The 13,263-nt window shown below is 69.0% G+C and carries 11 protein-coding genes; 2 read left to right on the top strand and 9 right to left on the bottom strand.

Annotation, left to right across the window (positions count from 1 at the left end):
• Window positions 1–3: 3 nt before the first annotated feature.
• From rplC to OO52_RS04495, 3 genes are all read right to left on the bottom strand, one after another.
• Entirely contained in the window at window positions 4–648 is a 645-nt protein-coding gene (rplC, locus tag OO52_RS04505; RefSeq protein ID WP_030641186.1) for a 50S ribosomal protein L3, read from the bottom strand.
• 16 nt (window positions 649–664) lie between these two features.
• Complete coding sequence (rpsJ, locus tag OO52_RS04500; RefSeq protein WP_003948644.1) at window positions 665–973, bottom strand: 30S ribosomal protein S10; 309 nt, start codon at window positions 971–973, stop codon at window positions 665–667.
• A gap of 449 nt (window positions 974–1,422) precedes the next feature.
• A complete protein-coding gene (locus OO52_RS04495) occupies window positions 1,423–2,133 on the bottom strand; it encodes a hypothetical protein (RefSeq protein ID WP_324608275.1) in 711 nt (236 codons plus the stop codon).
• A 590-nt stretch (window positions 2,134–2,723) separates the two neighbouring features.
• On the opposite strand from OO52_RS04495, the gene OO52_RS04490 reads away from it, so the two are divergent.
• Together OO52_RS04490 and OO52_RS04485 are read left to right on the top strand one after the other, a co-directional pair.
• A complete protein-coding gene (locus OO52_RS04490) occupies window positions 2,724–3,593 on the top strand; it encodes a DNA-binding protein (RefSeq protein WP_030937100.1) in 870 nt (289 codons plus the stop codon).
• Window positions 3,594–3,642: 49 nt separating this feature from the next.
• Entirely contained in the window at window positions 3,643–4,233 is a 591-nt protein-coding gene (locus tag OO52_RS04485; protein ID WP_030641184.1) for a Uma2 family endonuclease, read from the top strand.
• Here OO52_RS04485 and OO52_RS04480 read toward each other — a convergent pair.
• The 6 genes from OO52_RS04480 to rpsL form a co-directional block, all read right to left on the bottom strand.
• Window positions 4,224–7,280, bottom strand: coding sequence for a glycosyl hydrolase 115 family protein (locus tag OO52_RS04480; protein WP_030641183.1), 3,057 nt, complete (start codon window positions 7,278–7,280; stop codon window positions 4,224–4,226). The genes OO52_RS04485 and OO52_RS04480 overlap by 10 nt on opposite strands.
• 111 nt (window positions 7,281–7,391) lie before the next feature.
• Window positions 7,392–8,144, bottom strand: a complete 753-nt coding sequence (locus OO52_RS04475) for a hypothetical protein (RefSeq protein ID WP_234339477.1) — start codon at window positions 8,142–8,144, stop codon at window positions 7,392–7,394.
• A gap of 136 nt (window positions 8,145–8,280) precedes the next feature.
• A complete protein-coding gene (gene tuf / locus OO52_RS04470) occupies window positions 8,281–9,474 on the bottom strand; it encodes an elongation factor Tu (protein ID WP_014674366.1) in 1,194 nt (397 codons plus the stop codon).
• A 156-nt stretch (window positions 9,475–9,630) separates the two neighbouring features.
• On the bottom strand, window positions 9,631–11,757 hold the full coding sequence (gene fusA, locus OO52_RS04465) for an elongation factor G (protein ID WP_030641181.1): 2,127 nt from the start codon (window positions 11,755–11,757) through the stop codon (window positions 9,631–9,633).
• Between the two features lie 39 nt (window positions 11,758–11,796).
• Window positions 11,797–12,267 (bottom strand): 30S ribosomal protein S7, encoded by a 471-nt coding sequence (rpsG, locus tag OO52_RS04460; RefSeq protein ID WP_003998848.1) that lies wholly within the window; start codon window positions 12,265–12,267, stop codon window positions 11,797–11,799.
• A gap of 2 nt (window positions 12,268–12,269) precedes the next feature.
• Window positions 12,270–12,641, bottom strand: a complete 372-nt coding sequence (rpsL, locus tag OO52_RS04455) for a 30S ribosomal protein S12 (RefSeq protein WP_003948652.1) — start codon at window positions 12,639–12,641, stop codon at window positions 12,270–12,272.
• Window positions 12,642–13,263 lie beyond the last annotated feature (622 nt).

Raw genomic sequence — 13,263 nt, 5'->3', positions numbered from 1 at the left:
ACCTCAGGCCCCCTTGGCCGCGGTGCGGACCAGGACGAGGCCGCCGTTCGGACCGGGAACCGCGCCCTTGATGAGCAGCAGACCCTTCTCCGCGTCAACGGCGTGGACGGTCAGGTTCTGGGTGGTGACCCGCTCGTTGCCCATGCGACCCGCCATGCGGAGGCCCTTGAACACACGGCCCGGGGTGGCGCAGCCACCGATGGAACCGGGGGAGCGGTGCTTGCGCTGGGTGCCGTGTCCGGCGCCGAGGCCACGGAAGTTGTGGCGCTTCATGACACCGGCGAAGCCCTTGCCCTTGCTCTTGCCGGTGACGTCGACCTTGGTACCGGCCTCGAACACCGCAGCGGTGATCTCCTGGCCGAGCGTGTACTCGGAGGCGTCCGCGGTGCGGATCTCGACGAGGTGACGACGCGGGGTGACGTCGGCCTTGGCGAAGTGGCCCTTGAGGGGCTTGTTCACCTTGCGCGGGTCGATCTCGCCGAAGGCGATCTGGACCGACTCGTAGCCGTCAGTGTCGTTCGTACGGACCTGGGTGACGACGTTGGGCCCGGCCTTGACGACGGTGACCGGAACAACGCGGTTGTTCTCGTCCCACACCTGCGTCATGCCGAGCTTCTCGCCCAGGATGCCCTTGATCTGCTTAGCCATTCTCAGCCCACCAGCCTCAGAGCTTGATCTCGATGTCGACACCGGCCGGCAGGTCGAGTCGCATCAGAGAGTCAACGGTCTTGGGGGTCGGGTCGAGGATGTCGATCAGGCGCTTGTGCGTGCGCATCTCGAAGTGCTCGCGCGAGTCCTTGTACTTGTGCGGCGACTTGATGACGCAGTACACGTTCTTCTCAGTGGGCAGCGGCACCGGGCCCGCGACCGACGCACCAGTGCGGGTCACCGTCTCGACGATCTTCTTCGCCGAGGAGTCGATGACCTCGTGGTCGTAGGCCTTGAGCCGGATGCGGATCTTCTGTCCCGCCATGGCTACTCAGTAGTCCTGTCTCTTCTCACGCTCTGGACCCGGTGTTTCCTGCATCCCTCGTTCTCCGACCCACGCGGTCGGGCGTGTCGCGCTCCCGCTGACACAGATGTCCCTTGTTCGAACATCCCTGCGGGATTGACACGGCCCTTCCGGAACCGCGGACCGGGGACCTCGGGCCCACCGGGCGCCTGGCCGGTGCCGCGCCCACGCTTCCCGGAAGATTCCCGTACGTCCGCCCCAGTGCTGCCCGAGGGCAGTTAGGACGACGAGTACTGTGGGACTCGCTTCCGGTCCTCCCGGCGGGAGGCGCGCAGCATCAACACTCGACCGAGCAACTCGGACAGTCTGCCATATGGGGCAGCTCCTCCGCCAATCGAGCCGAAGAGATTACCCCGGGAGTGATGTAGGTCAAACCCGGGTGCTGCCGCGTCGGGACCACAGCCCGGCGATCACAGTTTGAACAGGGCCCCGCGCCATATCCACCCCATGCGGAGGACCGCCTCCTGGAGGGGCGTCTTCAGCTCTGCGGAATCGAAGCGGAAGTCCTCCGTCATCCGGAGCCTGCCGTCGCTCCCCCGGTCGACCGTCCAGCGCCGCGAGACGGTCCTGACCTGCCCGCGGGACTGCTCCTTGGACAAGGCCAGCCTGGGCGTTTCGCCGACCCAGGTGACCTCCCACTCCCGGTCGAGAGCGCGGACCTCACGACGCTCCGGGACCAGACGCATCCGGATCTCAAGGGTCCGGCTCACCTGGGTCCGGGCGAAGAAGGTGTGCCAGGCGGGTTCCCGGACGCGCCATTCCGCCACCAGCTCGGCGCCGTCGGCGGCGCCCTCGCGCACGGTGTACGGCACGTCCGGCCCGCCGACCGCGAGCAGCGCCGCCCGCACCTCCCCGGGCGACCGTGCCGCGACCCCGCTGTCAGGGCGCCGGGTGCCGGTGAACAGATCGAAAAGCCCCATCAGAAGAACCGCCTGCGAATGGTCGACTACTGCTCGGTCCGGGCGGACCAGATACACCTGGGACTGCATGAGGTCACGGCGCACCCCGCCCACGAGGGCCGAGAACCTCAGCCTCTGCGTCAGGGCGGGGGCGTCGTCGGAGCCGACCTCGCTCCGGTTGACCACGGCCACCGACTCGGCGACTAGGTCATTAGCGTGCACCTGCCAGAGTAGCGACAGCCCATGAAGCTAGGAGACCGAGCCGGCCGAGGGCCCCGGAGCGGGACCGGAGGGCGGTGGGCCCCACTGCCGGGGCGGGGCCCACACGACGGCAAGCCGGGGGTCCCCACGGGTACGGATTCCACAGGCACCCCGCCCAGGCGGGGGCGCCGGGGTTCTCGGAGTCGCGGACGTGGATGGTGGCCAGGGACGCGGCGGCGACTTCCAGTTGCCGCTCTAGGTCGTCGGCGCGGCCCTCGCCGACCGCTGGGGCGTCGCCCACGGACGGCATCCGGCCAAGACCGTCTGGGCCGAGGTCGCTCTCACCGCACCGGAACCCGACACCTCGTGCTCCGGCGCCATGGGCGGCTTTCCCCAAGGAACAACGAGGTGAAAGAACCCCGCCAAGCCCCACCCCTCCCGCCCACGGCGCTGACTCACCCGCGAGGGTGAATACGTCCAACTCGGCTGGATTTCGGGCGGGTTGCCTGCCTTACGCTCGGCGCGACAGGACCGTACACATGCGTCGGCCCTCGCCGGGAGTAGCGATCCCGAGCGAGGGCCTGACCACCGAGGAAGGCTCCAACTTCCCGATGGATGTTGAAAACCCTAGCGCGCCCACATGCGCCGCGTCCCCCGTTACCGCCGACAACCACCCGAACCGGGCCCCTCACAGCGGCGGGCTCATCCACGACCACACCCGCCACACCACACGGTTCACGGTGATCGGCAACCACCTCGCCCAGCACCCGGACCTCTCGCTCCTCGCGATCGGTCTGGCCTGCCACATCCAGTCGCTGCCGCCCGGCGCCCGCGTCGACATCAAGACCCTCGCCGCCCGCTTCCCCGAGGGCGCGACCCGTATCGCCGCCGCGCTGCGCGAGCTGGAGGCCCACGGCTACCTGCGCCGCGAACGCACCCGCGTCCCCGGCGGCCGTATCGTCACCCGCACGATCTCCTGCAACCAGCCGGGCCACCGGCGTGAGGCGTCCGAGGCCCCGCGAACGCGCCGGGCGGCCACCGCGGCGCAGCACAAGCCCGCCCGCCGCGCGGCCCTCCCCGCCGTACCCGAGCCCGCGTACCCCTCCCCCGCCCTCCTGCGGGCGGCCACCGGCGTCCTCTCGGACCTGCGCCGCACGGACCCGCGCCTGCTCCTGTCCGCCACCGAGACCGAGCACCTCGCCCCCGGTGTCGCGGCCTGGCTGGAGCGGGACCTCACCCCCACCGCCGTACGCCACGCACTGACCACGGGCCTGCCGGAGGAACCCCTGATCCGTCCGGCCGCACTCCTGGCCCACCGCCTGGCGGCCGGACTCCCGCCCCTTCCCCCGTACCGCGCACCCGAACCGCCCCCGACCGTCCGGCACCCTCTCCAGACCTGCGACGGCTGCGACCGCGCCTTCCGCGCGCCACGACCGGGCCGCTGCCGCGGCTGCCGAACCCGCCTCCAGGAGTCCGCCTAGCATGAAAGCGACGATCCTTGCCCCTGGGCACAGACGAGGAGCGAGCGCCATGACCATCGCACCGGGCAACGCGCGGCGGGGCGCTTTCCACCGCTACCGAGCCATGCGGGATTTCGTGCAGTCCGCGGACGACATCCTGCCCGGCAAGTTCGAGATCACCCAGGAAGGGATCGTCCACGACACGACGGCGCCCGTCGGTCCGCATGAGCTGACCACTGTGCACCTGCGGAGGCGTCTGGAAAGGGTGATGCCAGAGGAGATCGTGGCTCACACCGGCGAACCGGATGTCGAGGACGAGTCCCAGGGCCTCATGCGCCGACCGGACATCATGGTGATCACCATGGAGGACATGGACGTCCCGGGTTGCTTCGATCCCCGCACGCTCATCGCCGCCATCGAGATCGTCTCCCGCTCCAACCCGGACAACGACTGGGTGGGCAAGGTCCGCGACTACCCCCTGATGGGTGTCCCGGTCTACGCGGTCTTCGACCCCCGCACCGGCACAGGCGCCGTCTTCACGGACATCCACCCCACTCCGGCCGGCCCCCGCTACGCCACACGCAAGGACTTCGTCTATGGCGAGGACGTGACGATCGCCGACTGGACGATCTCGACGGAGGGTCTGCCGCTCTACGGGTGACCCTCCCCCACCCGCGCGCTCTCCAGCGGCCCCAGATACAGCCGCGGCAGCCCGCCCGTGTCGATGAGCAGGCGTTGTACGACCACCGTCGGGTCCACCATCCAGAACTTCAGCCGGTGGACGCCCGGCTTCGTCACGGCGTGCGTGGTCGCCGTCGCGTTGACGTTGTCCGAGGTGTGGCGGGCCCACACCGTGTTCAGCGCGCCGTCGTCCGCACCCGTCGTGATGTCCACGGTCCGGATCGGGCCGTCGTCGAGGGAGATGCCGTAGCGCAGGCCCGCGACGCCGGGGACGGCCGGGTTGCGGGGGGACAGATGGGCCCAGACCGTCACCTCGCCGGGAGCGGACAGCAGCGTCACCTCGTACTCCAGGCGAGGTGAGTCGCCGCCCGGAGTACGGCTCGGGGACGTCACCGGCCACGGGGTCACACCCGCGCCGGTCCGGCCGATGCCGTCGATACGGCGCCACTGCCCGACCGCCCGGTCGTAGTGCCCGGCGTCGATCGCCACGTAGCCGCCGGCCTCCACGAAGCCCCGCACCCGCACCCCCGACGGGCGTTCCGCCACACAGCGGACCGGGACCGACGCACCCGCCCCGTGGACCGTCAAAGTCGCCTCCGCGCGCCCGGCCGGAGCCAGGGACCAGTCCACCTCCACCTCCAGGCGGACCTGCTGGTCCACCCGGCCGCGCGGGCGGGCCACCCGCAGCCAGGGCGCCGAGACCGAGACCTCGTACGGGAAGGGCGTACGGCCCCGGTTGAAGATCTCCACGTACTGCCGGGGGCGGGTCTGGTACGGGCTGAACGGTGGCAGCGACGCGGCCGAGGAGGAACCTCCCGGCCACCACTCCCCCGCGTCCTCGGCCCCGTCCACGGACACGCCCAGCTCCGCGCCCGAGGGCACCTCGATGCGCCTCACCGCGGGGAACAGCACATCCGGCAGCGCCACGTTGTCCTTCTCCGGCTGCTGCCACCCCGCATTGGGGCCGTAGCGCTCGACGTCCCCGTAGTCGATGTGCGGCTGGGTCTGGAAGCCCTGCCATTTCCCGTCGGCCACACGGGAGTTGAAGCGGTCGGCGAGGGCGAGGTCCTGGCCGAGGGCGGCCTCCGCCTGCGCCGCGCGGTCGTTGGTCGCGGCCCGGCCCTGCGCCGCGTACAGCAGGTTCGTGAACTCCGCTTCCCGCAGCGCGTACAGGTTCGCGGTCGCCGTGACCGCGTAACCCGCCAGTTCGAACCACGCGTCCCGCAGCTTCCCCGGCAGTCTGCGCTCGACGCGTTCCGCGCGGCGCCCCAGCGCGCGCCACTCCTCGGTGACCCGTTCCAGTTCCCGGTGCGCGAAGTAGTACGGGCTCTGCTGGTCGTCGTACACGACCTGATCGCCGGAGAGGGTGATCCGGCGGTTCAGCAGCTCCGGCTTGCGGCGGGCCTGGAGCCGTCCGTAGGTCGCCAGCAGGGACGCGATCTCCTTCGCCTGTGCCTCGCCGAAGTTCTGGCGGGCGTAGCGCTCCTCCCACGCGCCGAGGCGCTCCAGCGGCCAGGCGTCGGGATTCCAGGCGTAGCCGAGGAAGAACTCCGTCGGCAGTTCGTTGCCCTTCAGGTCGCCGACGTTGGCCACCCACAGGCCGTGGTTGCCGTAGGCGTGCGCCTGGTGGAGCTGGTCCCAGACGTTCCTGAGGTTGGCGGTGTCGACCCACTTGTAGTTGCGGCCGGCGCCGACGTAGTCGAAGTGGTAGTAGAGGCCGTAGCCGCCGGTGCGGGGGCTGTCCGGGTGCTTGCGGATGTTGCCCCAGTTGTCGTCGGTGAGGACCACGGTGACGTCGTCCGGGGCGCGCAGGCCGCGGTCCCAGTAGCGCTGCACCTCCTTGTAGAGGGTCCAGACCTGGGGGGTCTCGGCCGCCGGCCTGCCGGTCACCTCCTCGATGATGCGGCGCTGGTCGGCGATGATCTGCTGCATCAGTTCGATGCCGTCGCCGTCGGGCAGGCCGGTGTCGCCGTTGCCGCGCATGCCGAGGGTGACGACGCCCTCGAAGCCCTGGTCGACCATGCGCTGGATGCCCGCGCGCCAGTACGCGCGGATCGCCTCCGCGTTGCGGCGGTACGACCATTCGCCCGTGCCCCCGTAGGGGTCGGTCCCGGAGCCTGCGTGCCGGTTCCACTCCTCGATGCCCCGCATCATCGGCGCCTCGTGGGACGTGCCCATGACGATGCCGTACTCGGCCGCCCGCCGGTGGTTGTCCGGGTCGTCCTCCGCGAACGCCCGGCCCCACACCGCCGGCCACAGGTAGTTGCCCTTCAGGCGCAGCAGGACCTCGAAGACCTTCGTGTAGAAGTCGGCGGTGAAGCCGCCGGGGTAGCTAGGTGCCTTCCCCGGGCCGAAGTACGCCGGTGCCCAGGTGCCGAGCGCCGGGTTCTCGTCGTTGATGAAGACGCCCCGGTACTTCACCGCCGGGGTGCCCTGGGTGAAGCGGCCGGCCTTCACCCACACCGCGTCGCGCCGGGCCGGCGGCACGTCGGCCCACCAGTGCCAGGGCGAGACGCCGATGCCGTACGAGACGTCGTACGCCCCGAAGATCGTGCCCCGCGGGTCGCTGCCCGCGATGACGAACGCCCGCTCCACGCCGGGCATCGGGTGCTCCACGACCGTCTGCAGCGAGGTCTCCCACCTGCCCCGTACGCCCGTGACGTCGAGCCTTCCGGACCGGATCAGGCCGTCGATCAGCGGGCTGCGGCCGATCGTGCCGAGGAGCACCGGGAAGCGGCCGATCGTCGTGCCGGGGCGGACGCCGGTCACGCGCGCGAGGTCGTCCCGGAGGTCCCCGGCCACCCGCACGACCCCGGGGTGGTCCTCCGCGCTCACCACCACGGGCGCGCCGACCAGGGAGAACACCCCGCCCGTGAACGAGATGTACGCCCCCGGGTCCGTCACCCGGAGCCCGTCCCCCGTGGCGGCGGACGCGGTCCCCGAGGCCCCCACGGGCATCGCGGCCAGCCCGGCGCCCAGGACCGTCCCGCCGAGCACCGTCCTACGGCTGACGTGCGCAGACGACATACCTCACCCCTCCAGTACCTCCAGCACCTATTTGCTCACCGGCATGACAAATAGTGGAGGGAGGCAGGGGCGGGGGGAACGGGTCGTACGCGCCGAATAGTTTCGAAGCCGTCAGTACGCCGTGCTCGCGAGCATGGAGCCGTCCTCCGGCACCAGATTGTTCGCGCTGAGCAGGTTGCCGCCCGGCGGGAGGCCGATCGACCTGCGCTGCGTTCCGATGCCCGGGTCACGCACCGACACGGTCAGGGTGTAGGCCGGCTGCCCGGTGATGGTGTTGGAGGAGTCGATCGGCGGCTCGAGCCTCTTCCTCACGGTCTCCGCGTCCTGCCCGGGGCACAGTGCCTCCAGCGGCAGGGACACCTCGGCGCTGCCACCGGTGCCGGACTGCGTGGCGGAATCCCAGGTGACGGGCAGGCCGTGCGCTCCGCCGACCAGCCCGTCCGGGCCCTCGATCTCGACGGCGACGCCCTCGCCGCCCAGGGTCCGCGACAGCTTCAGCGATCCCTCGGGGCCCGGCGCGAAGAGCAGGCCGACGGTGAAGCGGCCGGGGGCGCGGGACAGCTTCTCGTAGCCGTAGGAGCCGAGCACGAGCTGCGGACCGGGCCGCGAGTCGGCGGACTGCGCCGCGGGGGGTGCGGACGCGTCCGCGGGCAGCGGGAAGTAGTGGTAGCCCTTGGCTCCGCACCGGCCGCCGTCGGAGAACCCGCCTCCCGGCAGCGCGATGGTGCGGGCCGGACCCGACGCGGCCGGGGCGCCCCGGTCGAACAGGCCCTGCTGCCAGGCCATGGCGATCACCACGGCCGCCACCGCCAGCCAGGGGACGACGGTCTGCAGCGCCGCGTGTATCAAGGTCCTCTTCCTCACCCGGAGAACCGTATGCGGTCGCGGGCGGGGAAAGACGAAGAGGCCCGTACGACCGGAGTCGTACGGGCCTCTCGCAGGTCGAGACCTTCGGGTCGGGAACTGACCCCCAGGCCGTCAAACCGCAAGCAAGCGGAACTTACTTGACGATCTTGGTGACCTGGCCGGCGCCCACGGTGCGGCCACCCTCACGGATGGCGAACTTCAGGCCCTCTTCCATGGCGACGGGCTGGATGAGCTCCACCTTCATCTCGGTGTTGTCACCCGGCATGACCATCTCGGTGCCCTCGGGGAGGGTCACCACGCCGGTCACGTCCGTCGTGCGGAAGTAGAACTGCGGACGGTAGTTGTTGAAGAACGGCGTGTGGCGGCCACCCTCGTCCTTGGAGAGGATGTAGGCCTGCGCCTCGAACTCGGTGTGCGGGGTGACCGAGCCCGGCTTGATGATGACCTGGCCGCGCTCGACGTCCTCGCGCTTGATGCCACGGAGGAGCAGACCGACGTTCTCACCGGCCTGGCCCTCGTCGAGCAGCTTGCGGAACATCTCGATGCCGGTGACCGTGGTGGTGGTCTTCTCGGTCTTGATGCCGATGATGTCGACGGTCTCGTTGACCTTCAGGACACCACGCTCGATACGGCCGGTGACGACCGTACCGCGACCGGTGATGGTGAAGACGTCCTCGATCGGCATGAGGAACGGCTTGTCGACGTCGCGCTCCGGCTGCGGGATCGACTCGTCGACGGCCTTCATCAGGTTGAGGACGGAGTCCACCCACTCCTGCTCGCCCTCGAGGGCCTTGAGCGCGGAGACCTTGACGACCGGAACGTCGTCGCCGGGGAACTCGTACTCGGAGAGGAGCTCACGGACCTCGAGCTCGACGAGCTCCAGGATCTCCTCGTCGTCCACCATGTCGGCCTTGTTCAGGGCGACGACGATGTACGGAACGCCGACCTGGCGGGCCAGGAGCACGTGCTCCTTGGTCTGCGGCATCGGGCCGTCGGTGGCGGCGACCACCAGGATCGCGCCGTCCATCTGCGCGGCACCGGTGATCATGTTCTTGATGTAGTCCGCGTGACCCGGGCAGTCGACGTGGGCGTAGTGACGCGCCTCGGTCTGGTACTCGACGTGCGCGATGGAGATGGTGATACCGCGCTGACGCTCCTCGGGCGCCTTGTCGATGTTGTCGAACGGGGTGGCCTCGTTCAGGTCCGGGTACGCGTCGTGCAGCACCTTGGTAATGGCGGCCGTGAGGGTCGTCTTACCGTGGTCGATGTGACCGATGGTGCCGATGTTGACGTGCGGCTTAGTCCGCTCGAACTTCGCCTTCGCCACTGGGGTCCTCCTGTGGAGTGGTTCTGTACGCCTTACTTCATCGGCGCCAGGTGATCTTTGCTGTAAAGGCCCGGAACCCGGGGCAAACACTCACGATTGCGGACGTTTGCCCCTGGAGGCTCCGGAGTCAAGCCTACGGCGTGTGAACGCGGTGCGTTACTCGCCCTTGGCCTTCGCGATGATCTCCTCGGCGACGTTCCGCGGAACCTCGGCGTAGGAGTCGAACTGCATCGAGTAGCTTGCGCGACCCGACGTCTTGCTGCGGAGGTCGCCGACGTAGCCGAACATCTCCGACAGGGGCACGAGGCCCTTCACGACGCGGGCACCAGCCCGCTCCTCCATGGCCTGGATCTGGCCACGGCGGGAGTTGATGTCGCCGATGACCTCGCCCATGTAGTCCTCGGGCGTGGTGACCTCGACGGCCATCATCGGCTCAAGGAGCACAGGGCTGGCCTTGCGCGCGGCCTCCTTGAAGGCCTGCGAACCGGCGATCTTGAACGCCAGCTCGGAGGAGTCCACCTCGTGGTAGGCACCGTCGAGCAGCGTGACGCGGACACCGGTCATCTCGTAACCGGCGAGGATGCCGAACTGCATGGCCTCCTGCGCACCGGCGTCGACCGAAGGGATGTACTCCTTCGGCACGCGGCCACCGGTCACCTTGTTGACGAACTCGTACGAGGCGTCGCCGCTCTCGATCGGCTCGATCGCGATGATGACGCGGGCGAACTGACCGGTACCACCCGTCTGCTTCTTGTGGGTGTACTCGACCTTCTCGACCGCCTTGCGGATGGTCTCGCGGTACGCGACCTGCGGCTTGCCGACGTTGGCCTCGACCTTGAACTCACGGCGCATACGGTCGACGAGCACCTCGAGGTGCAGCTCGCCCATACCGCCGATGATGGTCTGGCCGGTCTCCTCGTCCGAGTGGACCTGGAAGGACGGGTCCTCCTCGGCCAGGCGCTGGATCGCGACGCCCAGCTTCTCCTGGTCGCCCTTCGACTTGGGCTCGATGGCGACCTGGATGACCGGCGCCGGGAAGTCCATGGACTCCAGGATCACCGGGGCCTTGTCGTCCGACAGCGTCTCACCGGTGGTGGTCTGCTTCAGGCCCATGACGGCGACGATGTCGCCGGCGCCCACCGACTCGATCTCCTCACGCTTGTTGGCGTGCATGCGGTAGATCTTGCCGATGCGCTCCTTCTTGCCCTTGACGGAGTTCAGCACGGAGGTGCCGGACTCCAGGCGGCCGGAGTACACGCGGACGAAGGTCAGCTTGCCCAGGTGCGGGTCGCTCATGATCTTGAACGCCAGCGCGGACAGCGGCTCCTCGTCGGACGGCTTGCGCTTGATGACCGTCTCCGGGTCCTTGACGTCGTGGCCCTCGATGGCCTCGATGTCGACCGGGGACGGCAGGTAGCGCACGACCGCGTCGAGCAGGGGCTGGACGCCCTTGTTCTTGAACGCGGTGCCGCAGAACACCGGGGTGACGGTGGTGCCGGTGCCCTTGCCGGACGCGATGGTGATACGACGGATCGCGGCGTACAGCTGCTCCTCGGTGGGCTCCTCGCCCTCCAGGTACAGCTCCATGATCTCTTCGTCGTTCTCGGCGACGGCCTCGACCAGCTTGCCGCGCCACTCCTCGGCGGCCTCGGTGTGCGTGGCGGGGATGTCGACGGTGTCGTACATCTCGCCCTTGGTCGCCTCGGCCGACCAGACCAGGGCCTTCATCTTCACCAGGTCGACGACGCCCTTGAAGTCCGCCTCGGCACCGATCGGCAGCTGCATGACCAGCGGCTGCGCGCCCAGACGGTCGGAGATCATGTCGACACAGCGGTGGAACTCGGCACCGGTGCGGTCGAGCTTGTTGACGAAGCAGATCCGCGGAACGCCGTAGCGGTCCGCCTGACGCCACACCGTCTCGGACTGGGGCTCAACGCCGGCGACGCCGTCGAACACCGTGACAGCACCGTCGAGCACGCGCAGGGAACGCTCCACCTCGACGGTGAAGTCGACGTGACCCGGCGTGTCGATGATGTTGATGGTGTGGTCGACGTCTTCCAGCGACCAGTGACAGGTGGTGGCAGCAGAGGTGATCGTGATGCCACGCTCCTGCTCCTGCTCCATCCAGTCCATGGTGGCAGCGCCGTCGTGGACCTCACCGATCTTGTAAGACACACCGGTGTAGAACAGGATCCGCTCGGTGGTGGTCGTCTTGCCCGCGTCGATGTGGGCCATGATCCCGATGTTTCGGACCCTGGCCAGGTCAAGTGAAGTGGTAGCCATAAGGCTTCAGTCTTCTCTCGGTCTCGATGTGGGTAGCGACTACCAGCGGTAGTGCGCGAAGGCCTTGTTGGACTCGGCCATCTTGTGGGTGTCCTCGCGCTTCTTCACGGCCGCACCGAGGCCGTTGGAGGCGTCGAGAAGCTCGTTGAGGAGACGCTCGGTCATGGTCTTCTCGCGACGGGCGCGGGAGTAACCGACCAGCCAGCGCAGCGCCAGGGTGTTGGCACGGCCGGGCTTGACCTCGACCGGGACCTGGTAGGTGGCGCCACCGACACGGCGGGACTTGACCTCGAGGGTCGGCTTGATGTTCTCAAGAGCGCGCTTGAGCGTGATGACCGGGTCGTTGCCGGTCTTCTCGCGCAGGCCCTCCATGGCGCCGTAGACGATGCGCTCGGCGGTGGAGCGCTTGCCGTTCAGCAGCACCTTGTTGATCAGGGAGGTCACCAGAGGAGAGCCGTAGACCGGGTCGATGATGACCGGGCGCTTCGGGGCGGGGCCCTTACGAGGCATTCTTACTTCTCCTTCTTGGCGCCGTAACGGCTGCGAGCCTGCTTGCGGTTCTTGACACCCTGGGTGTCGAGCGAGCCGCGGATGATCTTGTAGCGAACACCCGGCAGGTCCTTCACACGGCCGCCGCGCACGAGCACGATGGAGTGCTCCTGCAGGTTGTGTCCCTCACCCGGAATGTAAGCGGTGACCTCGATGCCGCTGGTCAGACGCACACGCGCGACCTTGCGGAGGGCCGAGTTCGGCTTCTTCGGGGTGGTCGTGAACACACGCGTGCAGACGCCACGACGCTGAGGGGAACCCTCGAGTGCGGGCGTCTTGTTCTTCTCGACCTTGTCCTGCCGGCCCTTGCGGACCAGCTGCTGGATCGTAGGCACTACTTCTCCGGTTTCTGTGTGCCGATGGGTACAGCTAACCTGGAACGTCGCCGACCCACGCGGTCGGGTGTGTCGAATCCGCCAGACTCCCGCCGCAAGGCGAAAAGGGCGCAGATTACGGTGGCCGCTCGCGGCTCGCCATGCGGTTTGCAGGCACGCACAGGAGCCAGGGCACACCCCAGGCACAAGGTATGAGCGTACCTACCTCATTCGCTGCGGTCAAAACAAATGGGGTGAGCAGCGACACGCCAGGCCTTGACAGGGCCGGCATCCTCGATCATCCAAACTCCGGCCAGGGTACCGCTCCGTGGTAGTCCTTCCGCCGGCAGTACAGCCGGGCAAGGGCAGCGCCGCTCCCGGAGCGGCCGTAGCGAGCCGCCTCGGCGGAGCGGGGGCCCTCTCAGCCCTGCCGGAGCATCACCCCCCAAGAGCCACCAGGACGGCGGCGGAGAGCGCGATCCAGGGCCGCAAGCGGTCCACGCAGGGGAAGACGGTGCGAGCGCTCCAGCCGAACACCACGGCGGCCGCCGGACCGGGCCGCGTGCGCTGCCGGCCCAGGCCCGGGGGCACCACCAGGGGCGGCCGTCAAGTCGCGGAAGACACGGGTCGCTTCCCGCAGATG

The organism is Streptomyces flaveolus, from assembly GCF_000716535.1.
Classification (GTDB): Bacteria; Actinomycetota; Actinomycetes; order Streptomycetales; family Streptomycetaceae; genus Streptomyces; species Streptomyces flaveolus_A.
Note: the sequence above shows the minus strand (reverse complement) of the source record. Positions and strands in the feature narration are given on the sequence as shown.

Excerpts from the sequence above, each read along its gene's own strand:
- OO52_RS04480 (WP_030641183.1), bottom strand. The coding sequence starts at position 7,280 with ATGTCGTCTGCGCACGTCAGCCGTAGGACGGTGCTCGGCGGGACGGTC.
- fusA (WP_030641181.1), bottom strand. The coding sequence starts at position 11,757 with ATGGCTACCACTTCACTTGACCTGGCCAGGGTCCGAAACATCGGGATC.
- rpsG (WP_003998848.1), bottom strand. The coding sequence starts at position 12,267 with ATGCCTCGTAAGGGCCCCGCCCCGAAGCGCCCGGTCATCATCGACCCG.
- OO52_RS04485 (WP_030641184.1), top strand. The coding sequence starts at position 3,643 with ATGACCATCGCACCGGGCAACGCGCGGCGGGGCGCTTTCCACCGCTAC.
- rpsJ (WP_003948644.1), bottom strand. The coding sequence starts at position 973 with ATGGCGGGACAGAAGATCCGCATCCGGCTCAAGGCCTACGACCACGAG.
- rplC (WP_030641186.1), bottom strand. The coding sequence starts at position 648 with ATGGCTAAGCAGATCAAGGGCATCCTGGGCGAGAAGCTCGGCATGACG.
- OO52_RS04490 (WP_030937100.1), top strand. The coding sequence starts at position 2,724 with ATGGATGTTGAAAACCCTAGCGCGCCCACATGCGCCGCGTCCCCCGTT.